Source organism: Photorhabdus namnaonensis (genome assembly GCF_001684335.1).
In the GTDB taxonomy this organism is placed as follows: domain Bacteria; phylum Pseudomonadota; class Gammaproteobacteria; order Enterobacterales; family Enterobacteriaceae; genus Photorhabdus; species Photorhabdus namnaonensis.
Window position 1 is genome coordinate 31,730 of sequence record NZ_LOIC01000104.1, and the last position, 23,222, is coordinate 54,951.

The following is a 23,222-nucleotide window of genomic DNA, read 5'->3' on the forward strand; positions in this document are numbered from 1 at the left end:
AGGGAAAATGTTGACTTTTAACGTGGAAAATTTAGCTATTTATCCGAATATATTTCGGAGTGAGAGAGAGGGGGAATTTTCTCTTCCCGCTGATATTTCTGAATTTGTAAGCAATAAAGGTGATCGTTTTCGTGACGACTTTAGCCGCGTTTGTACCTACTTGGCTAATCAGTTTATTGCAGAAGATAGACATGCAGAAAATGAATCGGTGATTGTGGGGACAGAATACGGCAACCTTGAAGCAATGCTTCGTTTTCAACGGCAGGTCATGAACAATGATAAAACGGTATCGGCTCAACAATTCCCTTATGCTACCACCAGTTCAGCTTCAACCTTTATTAACATTGATAAGAAGGTGACGGGAGGAAACTGTACATTAAACGCGGGCAGTAAAACCCCGGTAATGGTATTCATGCAAGCATTGCTTAATTTGAATAATAGATCAGCAGGCGCCAGCTACCTCTTTTGCGGTGATGTTTATTGCACAGAAGCACTTGATGATATACGAAAGAAAATCAGCAATCAGAAGTCAGTATCTTCTGGTGTGATGTGTGCGACGCTATTGAGTGGAAAACAATTTGCGGCGGATTTTTTCTTCGGGTTGACAGTGGGAGAGATAAAAAGACGGTGTGATGCTTTATCACCGAATACCAAGATATTTATATACAATACGTTGGAGCGGAATGACGCATTAATTCATGTTGTTAAAGATAGTAATGTAATTGAATATCAAGAATATAACAGCGCTTTTTTGTTTCATGAGTTTATGGGGGTGATTAAGCACAGTAAACAAGGAGACGCGGTTGTGTTTATTGAAATCGATAACATGAATGCTTCAGGCGTAAGGGTTATATACAATGATGATTAATCGTATTAACCATGTTTTTTCACCTCAAGATGAAATATTCAAATATCATTTTCCCGGTAATCCTATTGTTCCGGGGATCTTGCCAGTCGCCGCTTTTTGTAAAGAGATGGCTGATACATCTGCCGATTTTATTAGTTTAAGAAATCTATTTTTTCATCAATTTATACGTCCTGATGAAAATATCCAATACCGCCAAGAGGAAAATAAGATTTCTGCAATGGTATCGGAACAACACTGTTTTTCTTTTCTCCTGAATTATACTGGCAAAGATGCAAGAGGTGAAAGTAAGAAAATTTTTTACGCCTCTTCTCTATTATCACCCTCATTGCGTGAACCCGAATTTTGGTTTTTACCGAATATAGTCTATGTTAATGATGGATTAAGCAGAGCGAATTGCAGCCTGGATATGAAATCATTGCGCGATGAGGCTGCTTATTTGCAAAAATATCATTATTCTCCTTTGATTATTCTGGTCGAGGCAATGGGAAATTTAGCATTAATTTTGCAGCGTCAACAACAGAATATTTCAACAGCAGGCGATTATGTTTTTGCCAAATTTGGTGAATTGGCCTTCGATCCTGATATCGAACATATTAACTCTCCTGTGTTTATTGAGACTAAAGTCACTCGATTTGGCTCAATAATGTGTTGGGATGCCAGGGCATATCGTGAAGGGGAAAAATTACTTTGGATAACTGACGCAGTATCAATTAAGAAGAAGGAGAACGATGTTGGATAAAATATATGTTACAGGTCTTGGCGTCGTTACTCCAATTGGTATAGACGTCGAAAGTTATTGGAAAAATTTATGTGCCGGCGAGTCAAATTTTACTCGATTGGAACCGATTTATCCTTCTTTGAAACCAAATTTTATCGCTGGAAGAATTTCGGCTGAACGGCGTCTGGATATAAAAGCCAGAGCGCCGAAATGTACTGGTCCACAGGTCCCTGATTCTTCTCTGTATGCTGTCGATGCCGCACTTCAAGCGATAGCGGACGCAGGATTACAGCCAGGGTGTGCTGAATTGCGCAATGCCTTGGTGTGTGTGGGTAATAATGAGGCTGAGGCGGATATTCTTGATCAATTAGTTGAAGGTATCCCGGTAAATTGGCATTCGAATATCTATTCGAGTCACGCCGTTTCCGATAATGTCGCTCGTGCGATTGGTTCATTCGGGCCTTCCATGACGATACATAATACTTGTGCGTCAGCAAATATTGCGCTTGAAACAGCATTACGCATGATGAATGCCGGTATTGTCTCAACATCCGTCATTGGAGGCGGAGACGCTTTTTCAAAAAAGGTGTGGTCAGGTTTTTACATGCTTAATGCATTAGGTGCGGAACAGTGCCGTCCATTTTCGAAATTAAGGCGCTTTATTACGATATCTGAGGGCGCCGCTTTTTTGGTGTTGCAGAATAGAAAACACGTTGGTGAATATCAATCTCCTTATGCTGAATTGATCTCTACTGCCAGTAATAATGACGCATTACATCCGACCAATCCTGATATTAACAGTGTCACTCAATGCCATAAAAAATTATTAGATTCGGCAGGGGTGGAAGCCAAAGATATAGGTGGCATATATGCACACGGTACAGGGACTAAGGCTAATGACGCTGTAGAAGCATCGATATTCTCTGAATATTTCCCGAATTCAGCGGTTTCAGCAATTAAAGGCACTATCGGACATATGATGGCGACGGCGGGAGCAATTGGCGCAGTCAGTGCTTGTTTATCTTTGAGAGATCAAATTATGCCGCCGACAAATATCTTACCAGAGGATTTTGAATATCAATTTAATTTAATCACTCGTCAAATGGAAATGAAGAATAATTTAAAATATATACAAAATAATGCGTTTGGTTTTGGTGGTAATAATGCCATTACTCTATTTGGCAAGGTGACTTGATTCTTCGTAATGCAAAATGGGCTATTAGTATAAAGCAGTGCATAGTTTAATTTTTATGAAAGAAAAATATACCCTCAACAAAGAGGCAACTTGAAAGATGACGGGTATAACAATTTGGAGGTGAAGAAAATGATTATATTAGGTATCAGCGGCCTTCCCAATTCTCAACATTTTATGCGAGAAAATTACCCAGGCGTAGGTAAATTAGACGAGCGTATTTGTCAGGGAGTCGATAGTGCGGCCTGTGTGATGGTTAATGGAAAAATTGTCGCCGCGGCTGCGGAAGAGCGATTTACCGGAGAAAAAGGAACAGGCCGGTTTCCTGCTAATGCCATTAACTATTGTTTGGCGGAAGCGGGTCTTACGCAAGATGATATACAGGTTATTGCCCACGGTTTTAATTATGATAATTATCGCCGTTTTTTCATGTCGAATCAGAAAATGTTTGAAGAGGCTTTTAGTGGAAAAACGGTGATTAATGCATTGGCCTCAGAGGGGTGGCAGAATATTGAATCACGTTTTCAGGGGGTAGATCACCATCTGGCTCATGCGGCGTCAGCCTTTTATCCCAGTGGCTTCCCGTCTGCGCTATGCGTTATTTCAGACGGTATGGGCGAAATAGAATCCCTAAGTGTTTATCTTGCTAAAGACCAGCAATTCCAGAAATTATACAGTCAGCCAATTAGCTCTTCATTAGGAATATTTTATTCTATCTGTACTCGGTTCCTTGGTTTTGTATTTAATAGTGATGAATATAAAGTCATGGGACTTGCTGCGTATGGTAATCCTGAGCGATACCGCGATATCTTCAATAAATTGGCTCAATTCGATGCAGAGAGTGGAACGATACAGATAAATTGGTTACCGCAAGCATTTGACAATTCGGAATATGGTTTTCCCGGTGCAATGGCACAACTGAGCGATATGTTTGGTTTGACGATGAGAAATGAAGATGACCCTCTGCTGGATGTTCATCAGGATTTTGCCGCCGGATTACAGGAGAAATTTACACTGTTGCTGAAACAGTTAGTGACCTATTGGCTGCGAAAAACGGGTGAAACATCACTCTGCCTTGCTGGAGGATCGTTCTTAAACTGCAAAGCAAACCAAGCCCTTTGTCAGCTTGATGGTGTAGAAAACGTCTTTGTTCAACCGGCGTCGGGTGATGATGGTTCGGCCTTGGGCGCCGCGCTTTTTGTGGCTGGTGGATACCACAATGGCGCGGATTCTTGCTTTAATCCTTATCTCGGCCCTCGTTTCTCTACCGATGAAGTCCGTAATGTATTATTCCGGCATGGCGGCAATGCGGGCATGAAATGGCGTTATTTGGGGCTGAATGATGATTATTTTGCCTCTGCGGCTCAAGATATCGCGGAAGATAAAATCATTGCCTGGTTCCATGATCGAATGGAATTTGGCCCAAGGGCGCTTGGCAACCGTTCAATTTTAGCTCTGCCGGCAGGTGAAAAAATAAAGGATAGAATTAATAGCACCGTGAAATTCCGTGAGGCTTTCCGTCCATTTGCCCCGGCAATTTTGGATGAGGATTGCGACACTATTTTTGAGACCCGCAATTTAACGCCAACTCGATATATGCTTTGCACCGCCAAAGTAAAACCAGAAATGATGAAGCCGGTGTCAGGTATTGTCCATGCTGATGGAACGGCGCGTATTCAGCTTGTTGAACGTGCTATTAACACAACTTTTTGGCGATTATTGAAAGCGGTACAGAAAATAACCGGTTATGGCTGTCTGGTGAATACTTCATTTAACGTTAGGGGGCAGCCGCTTATTATGTCACCGGAGGTTGCAGTAGAGACATTTTTGAAAACCTCACTGGATAAGCTTTATATTGAGGGGTTTGTCGTATGGAAAGAATAACCTTGATGGCGTCCTGATTGAGATGTCAGTTAATTGATTTTGGCATCAAATGTGTTTCTTTATCATTTTAGGAAAATATCTGGAGATGATATTTGATGATATAGAAACACATCCTTTTGCAAAACAGAGATTATCTACTGGGCAGCATAATGTAACTATCGATCAGCAAAGGTAATATAAAAATATGATAAAAGAACTTCAACAGCGTAAGCTGCTATCAATCGTGCAATCACAGAATGGTCTTATCGGGTACCGGTTTTCTAATAGTTTATATGCTGCTGCTGAACTCCTTGATAAGGCGCTTTTACAAGTTTTAAGTAAGGGAATATCTGTTACTTCACACACATGTACCACATTGTTACCTCGATCCACGTTAGAGCGTATCAGTTTCTTTGATAAATTGCCTAGCAATCCATTGCATGTCTATCCCCATTTAACTCACGATGCCATGAGTGAAAATAGCGGGGATGCATGGGTATTGAGCCCATCGACTTGTTATCATACCTTTGCTCATTTGGCAGAGAGTACTCATGATTGGGAACTGAAATATTTTACGGCTAAAGGGCAATGTCATCGATATGAACCGGCTAAAGATGAGCCTACCCGTATGGGGAATTTTACCATGCGTGAATTAATATTGGTGGGGCTACAGGAAAAAGTAGAAACACATTGTGAAATAATATTTGGGCAAGCTGTTAAATTCTTACGATTACTGTTTCCTTCTCTTGCGGTAGAAAAAGCCAGTGATGTATTTTATGGAGAGCATTCTAAAGTGACTCGTAAAGTACAGTTATCAATGGGCGTCAAGTGTGAAATACTTATTCCTTGGTTTGATAAATACAACGTTAGCGTTGGTTCACGAAATTTACACCGAGATTTATTTACCACCAACTTCAATATTGTCAGTCGTGCCAGTGATAATTCTATGCATTCTGCTTGTATTGCGTTTGGGATGGAGAGATTACTTTTGGCGCTGTTAGCACATACTTTGAATTATGAACCTGAGTTACTCATCGAAAATATAGCACAAGCAGCCGAAGTAATATTAAAGGAAAAATAACAGTGATTACATGGCGTAATATATCTGGTCTGCCATTCATAAGTTAGTCCATTGTACCGAGGTAATAAAATACTCATGGAAAATGTGATGGATAAATCATATGCAAATGTCGCGATAAATAATGTCGCAATAAATTGTTTTACCGGTAGCCTGACAAGATTACTTAATCTACAGGGTAAAGAAATTTTTGAGGCGGAGATCTTTGAAGCTGGCAATGGTTATTTATTTCGTAGTGGTTATGATGCATTAAATATGCCTGAATATACTTGTTCGATTGAAACTGTTGGGCTAACTGGCACAGCGAATTTGGGCGCAGATATAGTTTTACTACCGATAGATTACGCCCATTGGGGTCGCCAATTATATGAATTATTACGTCACAGGAAAGGCGTCGTTGCTTGGGTTAATTCGGCGCATTTATCTTATTCTGAGGCTTACGCCAATAAACCAGAATATCTCCATGCCGTGCTGATTAGCGCTATTGCAGATGATTATTCACAAGTGCGTATCTTCGATTCTTTAGTAGTTGATCGGGAATCCTATGCTTGTGAGGCATGGATGTCATCTGAACAATTCTATTTAGCGCTTTCTGATAAAGTGCCCAATGAAACTTATGATCATATGGGTAATTTTTATATTGTTGATTCACTGAAAGATCAGGAAGATATGCCGGTAAGGGAATTACTGACGCGTCAGGCCGAATTATTTAATACCTTGCCTGAATATTATGACGCATTGAAAAATTATGGCAAATTATGTCTGAACGCGTTTCAGCAAGCAGAGGAAGAAGCTTGCCGGGCGGCTAAAAGATTGTTTGATCATATTAGCGTATTGTATGTGATCCCTAATTTGAATCTGTTAAAACACTCTTTAATCAGAGCTGATATTGCGCCTTCTCTGATTGAACAGTGCACGGAATTGATTGATCACTGGAAAGCTTTGTCTATTTTAGCGTTGAAATTTGAAGCCACATTATCACCGCAAGTATTGGAAAAAATAGCAGGGCGTTTTGATCATATTGAGCAAATAACTAACATGATGTGGGAAGAGTTATATCGGTATAAAGGTTAAGTTTGAATCTCTTATGTCGGTGTTAGGAGATGCTGTTAATTAATAATTACGTTGAATAAGTGATGGGGATTTGGTAACGATATATCAACGTACTATCATGATATGGAATTGATATACATTACTTTGACATGGTTCGGAGAACACACTATGCACAATACTCAAGGAAAAACCCCAGCCAGTTTCCTGATCCGTTTACGTAATAAGGATACGCCCACTGAGATCAGCGCCGGAACGCTTGATGAACTGGTTAAAGTCACTGGTATGAGTAAAACTGAGATCGCACACCTTGCTTTGCGCAACTTTGCAGACCGGTACCTATCGCACTATCAGGCTAATAATTTGCATGAGTATTATCACGCATAGAAGAATAGTGACTCTTTTAATTTAAACTTTTCATTAACAAATCTTGTTGATATGAAAATTTTCCTTTGCTATTTTAACAAGTATTAAAGCTGAGGTAGATATTATATTGACGATCCGTTCAGTCACATTAACAGATTTGAGTAGAAAATTCAGAATGTTATCATATTCTGACGAAAGTTACAGGTCAGGTGTCCCGTAATCAGAATCTGATTTTCTGTATATTTTATTACTTACATCGTCGTAACATAAAAATATAAAAAAACAAGTATTGGTACGACCAGTTTGCAAGATGATTAAACAATAACTTAAGTTGAAATAACCCCATTAAATGGATGGCAAATATGAGTAAAAAAATTTCATTCATTATTAACGGCCAAGTCGAAATCTTTCCCGAAAGTGATGATTCAGTGCAATCCATTAATTTTGGTGATAATAGTGTTTACCTGCCAATATTGAATAATTCTCAAGTGAAAAACATTATTGATTATAATGAAAATAATGAATTACGGTTGCATAACATTATCACTTTTCTCTATACGGTAGGACAAAGATGGAAAAATGAAGAATATTCAAGACGCAGGACATACATTCGCGACCTAAAAAAATATATGGGATATTCAGAAGCAATGGCCAAGTTAGAAGCTAACTGGATAGCTATGATCTTGTGCTCTAAAGGCGGTCTTTATGATGTTGTAAACAATGAACTAGGTTCTCGTCATATTATGGATGAGTGGATACCTCAGGATGAAAGTTATATTAAGGCTTTTCCGAAAGGTAAGTCTGTACATTTACTAGCAGGTAATGTCCCATTATCTGGGATTATGTCTATATTGCGCGCCATTTTAACCAAGAATCAATGCATTATAAAAACCTCGTCAGCAGATCCTTTTACAGCCAGTGCATTAGCGTTGAGTTTTATCGATGTGGACCCTAATCATCCAATAACGCGCTCTTTGTCTGTTGTATATTGGCAACATCAAGGTGATACATCACTCGCGAAAGAGATTATGCAACATGCGGACGTTATTGTTGCTTGGGGAGGGGAAGAGGCAATTAATTGGGCTGTAGAGCATGCGCCACCCTATATTGATGTGATTAAATTTGGGCATAAGAAGAGTTTTTGCATTATTGATAATCCTGATAATTTGACGTCTGCCGCGACAGGTGCGGCTCATGATGTCTGTTTTTACGATCAACAAGCTTGTTTTTCTGCCCAAAACATATATTACATGGGAAATCATTATGAAGAATTTAAGCTAGCGTTGGTAGAAAAACTTAATCTATATGCTCATATATTACCAAACGCCAAAAAAGATTTTGATGAAAAAGCGGCTTATACCTTAGTTCAAAAAGAAAGCTTGTTTGCTGGATTAAAAGTAGAGGCTGGTGCTCATCAGCGCTGGATGATTATTGAATCGAACGCGGGGGTGGAACTTAATCAACCACTTGGCAGGTGTGTGTATCTTCATCATGTCGATAATATTGAGCAAATATTACCTTATGTTCAAAAAAATAAGACGCAAACCGTCTCTATTTTTCCCTGGGAGTCATCATTTAAATATCGAGATGCATTAGCATTAAAAGGTGCGGAAAGAATTGTAGAAACAGGAATGAGTAACATATTTCGAGTTGGCGGCTCTCATGACGGAATGAGGCCATTACAACGATTAGTGACATATATTTCTCATGAAAGACCTGCTAACTATACGGCTAAGGATGTTGCGGTTGAAATAGAACAGACTCGATTCCTGGAAGAAGATAAGTTCCTTGTGTTTGTCCCTTAATAGGTAAAAAAGTATGGAAAATGAAGCCAGATATAAAACCATCGACCATGTGATTTGCGTTGAAGGAAATAAAAAAATTCATGTCTGGGAAACGTTGCCAGAAGAAAATAGCCCAAAGAGAAAGAATACCATTATTATTGCGTCTGGTTTTGCCCGAAGGATGGATCATTTTGCTGGTCTGGCGGAATATTTATCGCGGAATGGATTTCATGTGATCCGCTATGATTCGCTTCACCATGTTGGATTGAGTTCAGGGACAATTGATGAATTTACCATGTCTATAGGAAAACAGAGCCTGCTAGCCGTGGTTGATTGGTTAAATACACGAAAAATAACTCACCGTGGTATTTTGGCTTCCAGCTTATCCGCGAGGATAGTTTACGCAAGCCTATCTGAAATCAATGTTTCGTTTTTAATCACTGCGGTCGGAGTTGTTAACTTACGATATACTCTCGAAAGAGCGTTAGGGTTTGATTATCTCAGTTTACCTATTGATGAATTGCCGAATAATCTGGATTTTGAAGGCCATAAATTGGGTGCTGAAGTCTTTGCGAGAGATTGCCTTGATTTTGGTTGGGAGGATTTAACTTCTACAGTCAATAGCATGAGGTCTCTGGATATACCGTTTATTGCTTTTACTGCAAATAATGACAATTGGGTAAAGCAAGATGAAGTCATCACATTGTTATCAAATATTCGTAATAATCGATGCAAGATATATTCTCTGCTAGGAAGCTCACATGATTTGGGTGAGAACTTAGTAGTCTTGCGTAATTTTTATCAATCGGTTACGAAAGCTGCTATTGCGATGGATAATGGTAGTTTGGATATTGATATTAATATCACTGAACCATCATTTGAACATTTAACTATTGCAACAGTCAATGAACGCCGAATGAAAATTGAGATTGAGAATCAAACGATTTCGCTATCTTAACGCTATCGCTCGGATAGAAATATAAGGATTCCCTATGAAATTTGGCAATTTTTTACTTACCTACCAACCGCCCCAATTTTCTCAAACAGAGGTAATGCAGCGTTTGGTTAAATTAGGCCGCGTCTCTGAGGAGTGCGGTTTTGATACTGTCTGGTTACTTGAGCATCATTTCACGGAGTTTGGTTTGCTGGGTAACCCTTATGTCGCTGCTGCGCATTTACTGGGTGCAACCAAAAAATTGAATGTAGGGACTGCGGCTATTGTTCTTCCTACAGCCCATCCAGTACGTCAACTTGAAGATGTGAATTTATTGGATCAAATGTCAAAAGGGCGATTCAGGTTTGGTATTTGTCGGGGGCTTTACAACAAAGACTTTCGTGTATTTGGCGTAGATATGGATAACACTCGCGCCTTAACGGAGTGCTGGTATGGGTTGATAAAGAACGGAATGACGGAAGGATATGTAGAAGCTGACAATGAACATATCAAGTTCCATAAGGTAAAAGTAAACCCGACCGCATATAGTAAAAGTGGAGCGCCTGTTTATGTGGTGGCTGAATCAGCCTCGACCACTGAATGGGCCGCTCGACACGGTTTGCCGATGATCTTAAGTTGGATCATAAATACTAACGAAAAGATAGCTCAAATGGAGCTTTATAATGAGGTGGCTCAAGAACATGGGCACGATATTCATAATATCGACCATTGTTTATCATATATAACATCTGTAGATCATGACTCAATTAAAGCGAAAGAAATTTGCCGGAATTTCCTGGGGCATTGGTATGATTCTTATGTGAATGCCACGACCATTTTTGACGATTCAGATAAAACAAAAGGTTATGATTTCAATAAGGGGCAGTGGCGTGACTTTGTATTAAAAGGACATAAAGATACTAACCGCCGCATTGATTACAGTTATGAAATTAATCCTGTAGGAACCCCGAAGGAGTGCATTGACATCATCCAAACAGACATTGACGCCACGGGAATATCAAATATTTGTTGTGGGTTTGAAGCTAATGGAACAGTAGACGAAATTATTGCTTCCATGAAGCTTTTCCAGTCTGATGTCATGCCGTTTCTTAAAGAAAAACAACGTTCGCTATTATAATTAGCTAAGGAAAATAAAATGAAATTTGGATTGTTCTTCCTTAACTTCATCAATTCAACAACTGTTCAAGAGCAAAGTTTAGCTCGCATGCAGGAAATAACCGAATATGTTGATAAGTTGAATTTTAAACAGATTTTGGTATATGAAAATCATTTTTCAGCTAATGGTATTGTCGGTGCTCCTTTAACTGTTTCTGGTTTTTTACTCGGTCTGACAGAAAAAATTAAAATTGGCTCATTGAATCATATCATTACAACTCATCACCCTGTCCGAATAGCGGAGGAAGCTGGCTTATTAGATCAGTTGAGTGAAGGGAGATTTGTTTTAGGATTTAGTGATTGCGAAAAGAAAGATGAAATGCATTTTTTTAATCGCCCAGATAAATATCAACAGCAATTATTTGAAGAGTGTTATGAAATTATTAACGATGCTTTAACAACGGGTTATTGTAATCCAGATAACGACTTTTATAGTTTTCCTAAAATATCAGTCAACCCCCATGCTTATACGCCAGGCGGGCCTAAGCAATATGTAACAGCAACGAGTCATCATGTTGTTGAATGGGCGGCCAAAAAAGGCATTCCTCTCATCTTTAAGTGGGATGATTCTAATGATATTAGACATGAATATGCTGAGAGGTATAAAGCCATTGCTGATAAACATGGTGTTGACTTATCAGAGATAGACCATCAGTTAATGATCTTGGTTAACTATAACGAAGATAGTCAGAAAGCCAAAGAGGAGACACGTGCATTTATCCGTGATTATGTTCTTGAAATGCATCCGAATGAAAATTTGGAAAAGAAACTTGAAGAAATAATTACAGAAAACGCTATCGGAGATTATACGGAATGTATAACCGCGGCTAAGTTGGCAATTGAAAAGTGCGGAGCAAAAGATGTATTGCTATCCTTTGAACCAATCAGTGACTTGATGCGCCAAAAAGAGGTAATCGATATTGTGGATGATAATATTAAGAAGTATCACATGGAATAATAAGTACTATATGGAATAATAAGTACTATATGGAATAATAAGTACTACATGGAATAAATAGTATGACAGAAGTGCTGCCATACTTTCTAATATTATCTGGAGAGGTGAAACAGGTATGACTTCATATGTTGATAAACAAGAAATCACAGCAAGCTCAGAAATTGATGATTTGATTTTTTCGAGCGATCCGTTGGCTTGGTCTTATGATGAACAAGAAAAAATCAGAAACAAACTTGTGCTTGATGCGTTTCGTCATCACTACAAACATTGTCGAGAATATCGTCACTACTGTCAGGCACACAAAGTCGATGACAATATTATGGACATTGATGACATACCTGTATTCCCAACATCAGTTTTTAAGTTTACTCGCTTATTAACGTCTCATGAAAACGAGATTGAAAGTTGGTTTACCAGTAGCGGCACGAATGGTTTAAAAAGTCAGGTAGCACGTGACAGATTAAGTATTGAGAGACTTTTAGGCTCTGTGAGTTATGGCATGAAATATGTTGGTAGTTGGTTTGATCACCAAATGGAGTTGGTCAACTTGGGACCTGATAGATTTAATGCTCATAACATTTGGTTTAAATATGTTATGAGCTTGGTGGAGTTGCTATATCCTACGACATTCACCGTAACAGAAGAGCGAGTAGATTTTGTTAAAACATTGAATAATCTTGAGCGAATAAAAGATCAAGGGAAAGATATTTGTCTTATCGGTTCGCCATATTTTATTTATTTGCTCTGTCATTATATGAAAGATAAAAATATCTTGTTTTCTGGAGATAAGAACCTTTATATCATAACGGGGGGCGGCTGGAAAAATTACGAAAAAGAATCCCTGAAACGCGATGACTTTAATCATCTTTTATTCGATACTTTCAGCCTCAGTGATATTAATCAAATCCGCGATATATTTAATCAAGTTGAACTCAACACTTGTTTCTTTGAAGATGAGATGCAACGTAAACATGTTCCGCCGTGGGTATATGCGCGAGCGCTTGATCCTGAAACGTTGAAACCTGTACCTGATGGAACGCCGGGTTTGATGAGTTATATGGATGCGTCATCAACGAGTTATCCCGCGTTTATTGTCACCGATGATGTCGGGATAATTAGCAGAGAATATGGTAACTATCCCGGCGTGGTCGTTGAAATTTTACGTCGTGTCAATACGAGGGCGCAAAAGGGGTGTGCTTTAAGTTTAACTGAAGCGTTTGGTAGTTAAAGTATGGTATCGAGAAACATTAGCTTAATATAGCTCTCATTGTTATTATTGCTCAAAGCAAAAGGAGATAATATGGAAAAATTGGCAGTTATGCTTGCATTGGGAATGGTGAGCTTTGGTGCAATGGCAGTTGATGGGTATAAAGATGCAAAGTTTGGCATGACAGAAGAAGAATTTCTTTCGAAGAGATTATGTGATTTTGAAAAATTTGAGGGAAGCCCTCAAATAAAAGAAGTATCACTTTATTCATGTTCTGACTTTTCGTTTGCTAATAAAAAGCAGGAAGCAATGGCATTTTTTTTAAATGGAAAATTTAAAAGATTAGAGATTGATATTGGCCGCCTCGTGAAGCCAGTAAGCAAATCGTTAGAGAAAAAGTATGGAAATGAATCATCGTATCCATCAAAAGAAGAGTTTGAAAATGCGCTAAAATACAATGGAACTATGTCTATAGGTTATGATAATAATACGGTATTAGTTGATATACATATAATGTGTAGCAAAGAAGGCATAGAAACCAGTCGACTGATTTATACGAGTCCAGATGTTCATACGATCCCAGATCTCGAGAATAAAATTCAGGAATTAAGGGGATCAAAGGAATTCCAAGAGTTACTGGAACTAGATCGTGAAAAACTGGATGAAGATGTTTGAGGCGACAATAGCCACCTTCGGGTGGTTTTTTATATCTGTTTCGTCCCAACATTTGATAGCTAATGTCCTTTGCCCAATGCTTGCGAGATAAATATACAGTCGTTTTGTCGAACTCTGTTTAGGGTTCTCGGTCCTTCTTGTATCGGGGGTATATGCAAGCAAAAAAGCCTAGGTGGTAAACCTGAGCTCAGGTTGTTGACTTTTAGGTATGAGATAAATGGATAGGTTTAAATAACGGTGTCAGTTTGGAGATATCAACAGTCTTTTCTGCTTTATCGAGGCTATAAGTTTCTTGCAGTTTTAGCCACAATCGTGGAGAGCTACCAAGCACTTTTGACAGTTTTATTGCCATCTCTGGCGTGACTGCTGCTTTACACGACACTAGACGTTGAGCCGTAGACGGGGCAACATTCAATGCTCGCGCTAGATCACGAATTCCTAAACCTAATTCTTCCAAAGAGTCAGCAATAATTTCGCCTGGGTGAGGTGGGTTAAACATTTTCATTAGTGATAATCCTCGTAGTTAACGATGTACGTATCACTATCGATAAATTCGAATGTCACACGCCAATTTCCTGAAATAGTAATTGTAATGTCCATATAAGTAAAAAACCTAGGTATTTAACCTGAGTTTCTTTTTAAATTTGGAGGAGAGGGATGGATTCGCTGCGCTCACCCTGCGGGCCGCCGTTGGCGGTCCAAAACGGCAAGCCGTTTTGTCGAACCCTAGTCGAGGGTTCTCGACCCTCCCTGCGTCGGAGGTATATGCAAGTAAAAAAGCCCAAGTGGTAAACCTGAGCTTTCTTTCGAATTTGGCGGTGAGGGAGGGATTCGAACCCTCGATACGTTTTCACGTATACACACTTTCCAGGCGTGCTCCTTCAGCCTCTCGGACACCTCACCATCTTTTTTTCATCCCAGCTACTTTGTTTAACATCGTCGCTGCAACGGGGCGCTACTATAGGGAAAACCGTTACAAGCGTCAACACTCTTCTGATACTTTTCTTTGGTTTTTTGATTGGTTAGCTAAATAAGAATCAATTCGATGAATTCATACCCACTAACACCACTAAAATGGACAAATACAAGTTCCCCGATAAGAAAAAAATGAATTCGTTAACTACTTAACATTCTCAAAATTTTCGTAATGACGATTAACAAAGGGACTTGCAACCTACACCCAATCATCAGATAACCTGTATGAAAATGTAAGATGAGGATAAATAATCGTGGATATTATCTTTTACCACCCTTTTTTTGATGCTGCTCAGTGGATTCAAGGTATGCAGCAACGACTGCCCAATATCAATGTCCGTCAATGGAAACGCGGCGATAATAAGCATGCGGATTATGCAATGGTTTGGGCGCCTCCCTATGAGATGTTGGCTAATCGCTCCGAATTGAAGGGGATTTTTACTTTAGGTGCAGGAGTAGAGGCCATTTTGAAGCAGGAGCAACAAAGACCAGGGATGTTGCCCGCCGGTGTGCCACTGATGCGGCTTGAAGATGCGGGTATGGGGCGGCAAATGCAAGAGTATGCGGTAGCAATGGTTTTACATTATTTGCGGCGCATGGATGAGTATAAGTTGCAACAAGGGCAGAGGATGTGGAAACAACTCGTGCCCCATGATCGCGAAGATTTTGTCGTCGGTGTGTTGGGCGCCGGTATTCTGGGACGCAGTGTTGCGGAGACGTTAGTTGAGCTTGGCTTTACTGTGCGTTGCTGGAGCCGTACTCCAAAACAGGTTAACAATATAGTTAGTTTTCACGGTGAAGATCAATTAGGCGATTTTCTTTCCGGGAGTAAGGTGCTTATCAATTTGCTGCCCGATACACCAAAAACCCGTGGTATTCTGAATTTATCGCTGTTTAGCCAACTAAAACCAAAGTCATATCTGATTAATATCGCACGAGGCGCCCATTTAGTAGAACATGATCTGTTGGTGGCGATTGATAAAGGTTATATCGCCGGGGCTGCATTGGATGTGTTTGTTGAGGAACCACTACCAGAGATGCACCCGTTCTGGACTCATCCTCGTATAACGGTGACGCCACATATTTCGGCTATTACTATTCCCAATATTGCTATGGATACGATTAGTGAAAATATTCGGCGAATTGAAAAGGGAGAATCACCAACCGGTGTGGTGGATATAGAACTAGGATATTAATAACGTCTCTTTACAGTAGGGGCGGCTATTAGAGACAATAATGGCGAAATTGCTATTTATTTGGAAACTGAGATGAATGAATTTTCAATAGTCTGCCGTATTTTAGGAACTTTATTTAATCGTCAACCGCAAGACCCGATTCTGAAACCACTGCTGACGATGATTGTCGAAGGTAAATTGAAGCAATCATGGCCACTGGAACAAGATGCGTTGTTGGATCGTTTGCAACAAAATTGTGATCTATCAGCAATGCAAGCTGATTATGTGGCACTGTTTTATGGCGATGATGCCAGTGTACCAAGCCGCCGTTCTGACTATATCGGGGAGAGTGAAAACGATATTCGTCAGTTTCTGATTGAACGAGGAATGCCGTTGTCAGATGGGCCAGTCGATCAGTTTGGTTCTCTGCTATTAAGTGCTTCATGGCTGGAGGATCAGGCGGCAGAAGATGAGGTTCAGGGGCAGATTGAGCTGTTTGATGAGTATCTTCTGCCGTGGTGTGGGCAATTTCTGGGGAAAGTGGAAGCCCATGCCACAACCGGTTTCTACCGGACATTAGCCATGATTACTCGTGAGGCGCTACAGGCGTTGAGAGAAGAGCTGGATTCTTAGTTTTAAAATGATAAAAAGGCAAATAATTTGGAATTATTTGCCTTTTTGCTAGTGCGCTGGAAATTATTTATCGGTCAGCGTAATAACTAATTTGCCCGGTTTAACTTCTAACCTTTCTGCTAATGTTTTAGCGGCGGCTTCTGCTTTGCTGTGGTCCGGTTTTAATACATAAACCGGGTGAGTATCAAAGAAAGCGCTGAGTGATTTATTCAGATAAGGAACTAATGCGTTAATCAGTTTTTCCATTTTTTCCTGTGTGATTTGGTAATCAACGATTTCCAACTCTTTCAGAAAAATAGCCCCCTTTTCCTGCTCAAAAACAGGTTGTGCTTTCAGGATGAGTTTCATGTCAGCCTGAGCCGGGCCAAGCAGGGAAGTAATATTTACGTTTGCGCGGCCGGTTAACGCTATTTTGTCTGGTTCTGTCCGGCCAATTTGGCTGGATAGCTCTGTCAATTCAATATCCGCGTTAGCAATACCGTGTAATTCAATCTGCTTCTGGTAATGGATGTGTTTTGCCAGATAACCATTAATTAGCTCTTCGCTGATACTGACGCCTTTGAATTGATCGCAACCACTGATTAACCCCGCTAGCAGTAATACTGCCCCCAAGAAAAATTTTCTCATATCAACTCCTTATATTTTGGAGGGCAGATTTTACCTCATTAATTGCCACTCAGCATGGCAGATTCAATTTTACGTTGGTTGAATTGACGATGCAGAGCATACAACGTTATCAAGCCAATAATCCCAAGCAGGAACCAAGGCAATTGCGGCATATGCAGCGCATGGCCGGTATCATATAACCAACCACCGCCGGTATAACCCAAGGCGCCGCCCAATGCCAGGCCAAGACGGCTAAATCCCATATAACTGCCGCGCGCGCGCGGATCAGCCAGTGAAGCGCTTAATGTTTCGCGGGCAGGTTCAGCGGTGACGGTACCGAGATAGAACAGGCAAATAAGGCCAAACAAGGTATTTATTTCACCAATCAAACCGACTGGAAACATACTCAGGCTCATCAGGAAAAGCCCGGCCATTAGACGCTGTTCTAGCCGGAATCGTTTTTCACTCCAGCGGGCGAGCGGATACAGCAAAGTGAGCGATAGGGTTGCTTCAATCGCGTACATCCATTTCACTGCGGCAGGTGTTCCGGCGATTTCATTGACAATAATCGGAAACATCAGCATCACTTGGACAGACAGCATAAAGTAGCCGGTCAACGTTAAGACATAAGTGAAGAAGCGGCGATCTTTAATAACGCGCTGCATCCCTTCCCAGATGGGCGTGCGGGTAGTCGAAATTCGGTAGGCAGGGAGGAATAATGCATTCCAGATGGCTGCCAGAACGAAAACACCGGCACCTGTCCAACAGACAAGTTGGAAATCGTATTGCAACAGCCAGCTACCAATCAGTGCGCCGATAACCGCACCGGCGCTGTCTTGCATCAACAGCAGCGAGAAGAAACGGCCACGCTCGTGCGGTCGAGTCAGTTTGATGACCAGCGCGGTCCGGGGAGGATCAAATAAGGTCCCCCCCAGTGCGGATAATATGCAGGCAAGCCACAGTATCCACGGTTCGGTGGCTAAGGCGATTAAAGCAAAACCAAGAGCGCGTAATAGCATGCCGGTAACGATCATCGGCTTCGCGCCGAAACGGTCTGCAATTGCGCCGCCGAAAATGCCTAAACCTTGTTGTACAAACTGGCGTAAACCAAGCGCAAAACCGACGACCAGCGCGGCCCAGCCCAGTTGCTCAACAAAATGTATTGATATTAAAGGAAATACGACGAAGAAACCCAGAACGACCAATAAGTTATCGAATAACAGGAAGTACTTACCCAGGCTACGTGCTTGTGAAACCAGTGACATTGCTCACCATTGGAGTAGTAAGATAGAGAGGACAATACAGTTCCTTTATATTCTGTACTTAATTTGATCATTAGGATAGTGAGTTATGGATAATATTTTTTTATCGCAAAAGTAATGGTTGGAAGCTGTTTTTTACAGATAAATCGCTTAAATTTTTAACGGATAAATTAATATATACCCTATGGATTTCAAGATGCATCGCGACGGCAAGGGAACGAATCCCCGGGAGCATAGGAAACTATGTGACCGGGGTGAGTGAGTGCAGCCAACAAAGAGGCAACTTGAAAGATGACGGGTATAGTTAGGGAGAAATAATGTTTGGTTATAGTTCCACTTTACCGAAAGTTCGTCTGATCACGGAACGAATGGTGGTACGTTTGGTGTACGAGCGGGATGCTTATCGTTTGGCTGAGTATTATTCAGAAAATCACGAATTTCTTAAACCTTGGGAACCGACCAGAGATAGAAGTCATTGTCAGCCTTCCGGTTGGATAAACCGATTGAATTTAATCATAGAGATGCAAAGACAGAGTGCGGCTTTTCATTTTCTGCTACTTGATCCAAATGAAAATGAAGTTATTGGCGTTGCCAATTTCAGTAATATTCTGCGTGGGGCTTTTCATGCCTGTTATTTGGGATATTCGCTTGGTGAAAAGTGGCAAGGAAAAGGGATGATGTACGAAGCTTTACAACCAGCTATCCGTTATATGCAACGTCAACAGGGGATGCATCGGATTATGGCTAATTATATGCCGGATAATCATCGTAGTGGGAAATTGTTGGAACGATTGGGTTTTGAACGTGAAGGTTATGCCAAGAAATACCTGATGATTAATGGAGTTTGGCAAGATCACGTATTAACCGCATTGACAGATGACAAATGGAGTGGAAAAAGTTGATTATTAAGCTGTACTGTCACCAAATAAAGTAAATTAAATTAGTAATGATGAATTAAACCATCGTTGAAAATCTGCCTTCCTCACACCTTATTTTGACCCTTTTTTAAGGACTGATTTTAATTTATTGATTTTTAATGGAATATTATTTCTCTTGTAAAAAAGGGTTTTTTCGTTGTTTTATTAAAATATGCTTTAATCGTCAGTAGGTTGAAGTTAATATGTAACAGTTCACTGCCGTACAGGCAGCTTAGAAACAAGAGTTTTATCCTGAGTAAGCTTTAATGAGTTGACTTATTTGACGCACTGACTTCGGTTGGTGCGTTTTTTGAAGTGGCTATTTGAGCTTTCTGTAGTAAGGCTAGTTGCAAGTCGCCATCATCTAGGCCAAATACGATGTTACATTGGCAGCTTATAAAAGTTAATGAATTCTAGTGCATAGGCGTGAATTTATGTATACCTGACGCTTTTGTTAACAAAGTGAATGATTAACCTTGGTAGATTCGCATAATAAGTGCAACATCGTTACTCTGGAAGTAAATATGTCCGTATTCCTTTGAATAATTCATTGGATATTTTATTATTGGCTAATTGTTTTGGAAATAATTTGAATGTTTTTTTAATCCATAAAAATAGGTATTATCCTAATTGGCCTATTTAATAAGAATAACAATCTAATTGAAAAAAATAGATAAAAAAGAGTGAGTGAAAATAAATATTCATATAATTTGAGTCCGTACATAATTTTATGTTAAATAATAATTTATTGATTTTAAAGGAATATTGTTTCTCTTAAAACAGGTTTTTTTATTGTTTTATCGATATGTTTTAACCGTCAGTAGGTTAAAGTTAATATCTAATCGTCCACTGTTGGATAGGTAGCTTAGCAAGCTGGATTAAGATGGTGTGGCTTGGTGGTTTTTTGCACTAATACAGGCAACTTAAAAAGCACCGGCAGTTTACAAGTATCTCAGTCGTGTATAATCCATTTTCCATTTTTGCACTGTCATACAGACAGTTCAGAAATCAACTAACATGATTTTGAGATAAATACGATGAATTTATTGAAATCACTGGCTGCGGTTAGCTCTATGACCATGTTCTCTCGGGTTTTGGGCTTTATCCGAGATGCCATTATTGCCCGCATATTTGGGGCAGGTGTTGCAGCGGACGCTTTTTTTGTCGCATTTAAACTGCCTAATTTACTGCGTCGTATTTTTGCCGAAGGCGCCTTTTCTCAAGCATTTGTGCCTATTTTGGCAGAATATAAGAACCAACAAGGTGATGAAGCGACTCGGACGTTTATTGCTTATGTTTCCGGTATGTTGACGTTAATTCTGGCCATTGTTACTGTGTTGGGGATTTTAAGCGCGCCTTGGGTGATTTATGTTACTGCGCCCGGTTTTACCGATACCGCCGATAAATTTACGCTGACAACAAATCTGTTAAGAATTACCTTTCCTTATATTTTTCTGATATCACTGGCCTCATTGGCAGGTGCGATATTAAATACCTGGAATCGATTTTCTGTTCCTGCCTTCGCTCCGACGTTACTTAATATCAGCATGATTGTGTTTGCGTTATTTGTCGCCCCTTATTGTAATCCGCCGGTGATGGCGTTGGGTTGGGCGGTGGTTGTCGGAGGAATTTTGCAACTGTTATATCAGCTTCCTCATTTAAAAAAGATTGGCATGCTGGTATTACCGCGTATTTCTTTCCGTGACAGCGGCGTATGGCGGGTTATGCGGCAGATGGGACCCGCAATTCTTGGGGTTTCAGTCGGCCAGATTTCATTAATTATTAATACGATTTTCGCCTCATTTTTGGTGTCCGGTTCTGTCTCTTGGATGTATTACGCTGACCGTTTAATGGAATTACCTTCTGGTGTATTGGGTGTTGCGCTTGGGACAATTCTTTTGCCTTCACTGGCGAAAAGTTTTTCTAGCGGAAATCATGAGGAGTACACCAAATTAATGGATTGGGGGCTGAGGCTCTGTTTTTTGTTAGCACTGCCTTGTGCTGTTGCTTTAGGTATGCTGGCAGAACCTTTAATCGTTTCTCTGTTTCAATACGGTAATTTTACGGCATTTGATGCAGTAATGACCCAAAAAGCGTTAATTGCTTACTGCTTTGGATTGATGGGGCTAATTATTGTTAAGGTGCTGGCGCCGGGTTTTTATTCTCGTCGAGATATTAAAACCCCGGTGAAAATTGCGATTGCTACTTTGGTTCTGACTCAACTAATGAATCTTGCCTTTGTTGGTCCACTAAAACATGCAGGGCTGGCTCTGTCTATCGGTTTGGCATCTTGTTTCAATGCCAGTCTGCTTTACTGGCAATTACGTAAGAAAAATATTTTTAAGCCGTTAGCGGGTTGGGGGGTGTTCTTATTTAAACTGGTGGTGGCAATTGCAGTGATGATTGCTGTATTGGCGGTTACTTTGTGGCTGATGCCAGCATGGGATCAGGGAAATATGGCTATGCGCCTGTTGCGATTAATGGTGGTGGTTATCGCCGGGGCAGGCAGCTATTTTGCTGCGCTGATATTGATGGGTTTTCGGCTAAAAGATTTTGCCCACCGCGGGTTTCAATAAATTGAGATATCCCGGTAATTATTATGAGATCAAGCTGCGCTTGAATTTTCTGAAGTTACCGGGATATCAGCTAAGTTACTTTACCATATTCCTATTTTTTCGATTTAAAACTATTAATGTTCTCAAATTTAAATTTATGCTTGAATCCGTTTCATGAATAAAAATAAATTTTTTAATATCTTATTGTTGTAAATATTTATAAGTTATTGATGGATAATAGTTATAATAACTTCGTTTAATAATATTTTAATGAAAAATTAATTATGCGTGTTAGATCGTGTTTTTTTACAAATAAATATAAAGAATGTTGGGACTAAGCAGTTTGCCGGCTACTATGATGGATCGGCTGACTTTGACAGATTTAATTGGGAGAGAATAATTTATGTGGTTTGAAAAATTAAGTCATATACAATCAGATAAAACGGATCATATCTTATTTTGTTTTCCTTATGCGGGTGGCTCGGCAGAAGTTTTTCGTAGCCTAAGTAACTGTTTAGCAAAGAATATATTAGTATATGCATTGCAATTACCGGGTTGCGGCAGCCGTTTTGATGAAGCATTAAGTCGAGATGTGGAAAATATTTTGCAAGCAGTACATGAAGAAATGAAGCGTCTGATTAATGGTAAGCAATTTTCTTTATTTGGGCACAGCAACGGCGGCTTATTTGCTTATGAATTAGCTAACCGATTAAACAATGAGAATCAGTCTCCAGCAAACGTATTTATTTCTGCGGAAGCGGCTCCACATATTACCAGTTTTAAAGAAGATCCGTTTAATTTGTCCGATACTCAATTGAGCGAGTTATTGGTAAGATATGGTGGAACTCATGATGAGATCATTAGTGATGAAGATTTGAAGGCGGTGTTCTTTCCTGTTATTCGTAATGATTTCTCGATCAATTACCATATGAAACGTTACTTGCTGCCAAAGCAAAGTGTATCAGAACTCGTTTTGATTTATGGGCGACAGGATAAAACGATGTCAAAAGAGGATATATTGGCGTGGGAAAATTATACTTGTGGTGGGATTGATATTCACTTTGTGGATTCTGATCATTTCTTTATCCGGCATATACCAAAAGTGGTTGCAAATATCATCCATGCAAGAATTGAATTAAGTACCAAGCGGGAACGTACTGCTGTGTTATCGGCCAAAGTCTAATTAATTGGCGTGATAAGGCAATATATATACCCGATCACGCCAATTTT

Annotated in this window: 21 protein-coding genes and 1 tRNA gene; 18 read left to right on the forward strand and 4 right to left on the reverse strand. The window is 39.9% G+C overall.

Going from position 1 to position 23,222, the window contains the following annotated elements; translation table 11 throughout:
• The first annotated feature begins 7 nt into the window (after nucleotides 1-7).
• The 13 genes from Phpb_RS22920 (at nucleotide 8) to Phpb_RS22980 (ending at nucleotide 13,869) form a co-directional block, all read left to right on the forward strand.
• The gene (locus Phpb_RS22920; RefSeq protein WP_065392376.1) at nucleotides 8-868 is read left to right on the forward strand and encodes a hypothetical protein; all 861 of its coding nucleotides are present in this window, start codon (nucleotides 8-10) and stop codon (nucleotides 866-868) included.
• Nucleotides 858-1,607, forward strand: coding sequence for an ApeI family dehydratase (locus Phpb_RS22925; protein ID WP_065392377.1), 750 nt, complete (start codon nucleotides 858-860; stop codon nucleotides 1,605-1,607). The genes Phpb_RS22920 and Phpb_RS22925 overlap by 11 nt, the downstream gene beginning before the upstream one ends.
• The gene (locus Phpb_RS22930) at nucleotides 1,597-2,781 is read left to right on the forward strand and encodes a beta-ketoacyl synthase N-terminal-like domain-containing protein (RefSeq protein WP_065392378.1); all 1,185 of its coding nucleotides are present in this window, start codon (nucleotides 1,597-1,599) and stop codon (nucleotides 2,779-2,781) included. The genes Phpb_RS22925 and Phpb_RS22930 overlap by 11 nt, the downstream gene beginning before the upstream one ends.
• 129 nt (nucleotides 2,782-2,910) lie before the next feature.
• Nucleotides 2,911-4,662 carry a carbamoyltransferase family protein gene (locus Phpb_RS22935; RefSeq protein WP_065392379.1) on the forward strand — a complete coding sequence of 584 codons (1,752 nt, stop codon included), beginning with the start codon at nucleotides 2,911-2,913 and terminating at the stop codon, nucleotides 4,660-4,662.
• 184 nt (nucleotides 4,663-4,846) lie between these two features.
• Nucleotides 4,847-5,722: a class-II aminoacyl-tRNA synthetase family protein gene (locus Phpb_RS22940; RefSeq protein WP_065392380.1), complete on the forward strand. Its 876-nt coding sequence runs from the start codon at nucleotides 4,847-4,849 to the stop codon at nucleotides 5,720-5,722.
• Nucleotides 5,723-5,809: 87 nt separating this feature from the next.
• On the forward strand, nucleotides 5,810-6,793 hold the full coding sequence (locus tag Phpb_RS22945; protein WP_065392381.1) for a hypothetical protein: 984 nt from the start codon (nucleotides 5,810-5,812) through the stop codon (nucleotides 6,791-6,793).
• Between the two features lie 147 nt (nucleotides 6,794-6,940).
• Nucleotides 6,941-7,156 carry a hypothetical protein gene (locus Phpb_RS22950; protein ID WP_181150261.1) on the forward strand — a complete coding sequence of 72 codons (216 nt, stop codon included), beginning with the start codon at nucleotides 6,941-6,943 and terminating at the stop codon, nucleotides 7,154-7,156.
• A 341-nt stretch (nucleotides 7,157-7,497) separates the two neighbouring features.
• Nucleotides 7,498-8,940 (forward strand): long-chain-fatty-acyl-CoA reductase LuxC, encoded by a 1,443-nt coding sequence (gene luxC, locus Phpb_RS22955; protein WP_065392382.1) that lies wholly within the window; start codon nucleotides 7,498-7,500, stop codon nucleotides 8,938-8,940.
• Between the two features lie 13 nt (nucleotides 8,941-8,953).
• Entirely contained in the window at nucleotides 8,954-9,877 is a 924-nt protein-coding gene (locus Phpb_RS22960) for an acyl transferase (RefSeq protein ID WP_065392383.1), read from the forward strand.
• A gap of 34 nt (nucleotides 9,878-9,911) precedes the next feature.
• Nucleotides 9,912-10,991 carry a luciferase subunit alpha gene (gene luxA, locus Phpb_RS22965; protein WP_065392384.1) on the forward strand — a complete coding sequence of 360 codons (1,080 nt, stop codon included), beginning with the start codon at nucleotides 9,912-9,914 and terminating at the stop codon, nucleotides 10,989-10,991.
• A gap of 18 nt (nucleotides 10,992-11,009) precedes the next feature.
• Nucleotides 11,010-11,987, forward strand: coding sequence for a luciferase subunit beta (gene luxB, locus Phpb_RS22970; RefSeq protein WP_065392385.1), 978 nt, complete (start codon nucleotides 11,010-11,012; stop codon nucleotides 11,985-11,987).
• Between the two features lie 115 nt (nucleotides 11,988-12,102).
• Nucleotides 12,103-13,215 (forward strand): long-chain-fatty-acid--protein ligase LuxE, encoded by a 1,113-nt coding sequence (gene luxE / locus Phpb_RS22975; RefSeq protein WP_065392386.1) that lies wholly within the window; start codon nucleotides 12,103-12,105, stop codon nucleotides 13,213-13,215.
• 72 nt (nucleotides 13,216-13,287) lie between these two features.
• Entirely contained in the window at nucleotides 13,288-13,869 is a 582-nt protein-coding gene (locus tag Phpb_RS22980; RefSeq protein ID WP_065392387.1) for a hypothetical protein, read from the forward strand.
• A 202-nt stretch (nucleotides 13,870-14,071) separates the two neighbouring features.
• On the opposite strand, the gene Phpb_RS22985 is transcribed toward Phpb_RS22980, so the two are convergent.
• Together Phpb_RS22985 and Phpb_RS22990 are read right to left on the reverse strand one after the other, a co-directional pair.
• Nucleotides 14,072-14,374, reverse strand: coding sequence for a HigA family addiction module antitoxin (locus Phpb_RS22985; RefSeq protein WP_036814247.1), 303 nt, complete (start codon nucleotides 14,372-14,374; stop codon nucleotides 14,072-14,074).
• 308 nt (nucleotides 14,375-14,682) lie between these two features.
• Nucleotides 14,683-14,772 (reverse strand) — tRNA-Ser (locus tag Phpb_RS22990).
• Between the two features lie 326 nt (nucleotides 14,773-15,098).
• Here Phpb_RS22990 and ghrA point away from each other — a divergent pair.
• Entirely contained in the window at nucleotides 15,099-16,040 is a 942-nt protein-coding gene (gene ghrA, locus Phpb_RS22995; protein ID WP_065392388.1) for a glyoxylate/hydroxypyruvate reductase GhrA, read from the forward strand.
• A 72-nt stretch (nucleotides 16,041-16,112) separates the two neighbouring features.
• Complete coding sequence (locus Phpb_RS23000; protein WP_065392389.1) at nucleotides 16,113-16,652, forward strand: TorD/DmsD family molecular chaperone; 540 nt, start codon at nucleotides 16,113-16,115, stop codon at nucleotides 16,650-16,652.
• Between the two features lie 63 nt (nucleotides 16,653-16,715).
• On the opposite strand, the gene Phpb_RS23005 is transcribed toward Phpb_RS23000, so the two are convergent.
• The gene (locus tag Phpb_RS23005; protein WP_065392390.1) at nucleotides 16,716-17,279 is read right to left on the reverse strand and encodes a lipoprotein; all 564 of its coding nucleotides are present in this window, start codon (nucleotides 17,277-17,279) and stop codon (nucleotides 16,716-16,718) included.
• A gap of 38 nt (nucleotides 17,280-17,317) precedes the next feature.
• A complete protein-coding gene (mdtH, locus tag Phpb_RS23010) occupies nucleotides 17,318-18,523 on the reverse strand; it encodes a multidrug efflux MFS transporter MdtH (protein WP_065392391.1) in 1,206 nt (401 codons plus the stop codon).
• A gap of 314 nt (nucleotides 18,524-18,837) precedes the next feature.
• Here mdtH and rimJ point away from each other — a divergent pair, with 314 nt between their 5' ends.
• The 3 genes from rimJ (at nucleotide 18,838) to Phpb_RS23025 (ending at nucleotide 23,175) form a co-directional block, all read left to right on the forward strand.
• Nucleotides 18,838-19,422 (forward strand): ribosomal protein S5-alanine N-acetyltransferase, encoded by a 585-nt coding sequence (gene rimJ / locus Phpb_RS23015; RefSeq protein WP_036778615.1) that lies wholly within the window; start codon nucleotides 18,838-18,840, stop codon nucleotides 19,420-19,422.
• A 1,052-nt stretch (nucleotides 19,423-20,474) separates the two neighbouring features.
• Nucleotides 20,475-22,013: a murein biosynthesis integral membrane protein MurJ gene (murJ, locus tag Phpb_RS23020; RefSeq protein ID WP_046397690.1), complete on the forward strand. Its 1,539-nt coding sequence runs from the start codon at nucleotides 20,475-20,477 to the stop codon at nucleotides 22,011-22,013.
• A gap of 382 nt (nucleotides 22,014-22,395) precedes the next feature.
• The gene (locus tag Phpb_RS23025) at nucleotides 22,396-23,175 is read left to right on the forward strand and encodes a thioesterase II family protein (protein ID WP_065392392.1); all 780 of its coding nucleotides are present in this window, start codon (nucleotides 22,396-22,398) and stop codon (nucleotides 23,173-23,175) included.
• Nucleotides 23,176-23,222 lie beyond the last annotated feature (47 nt).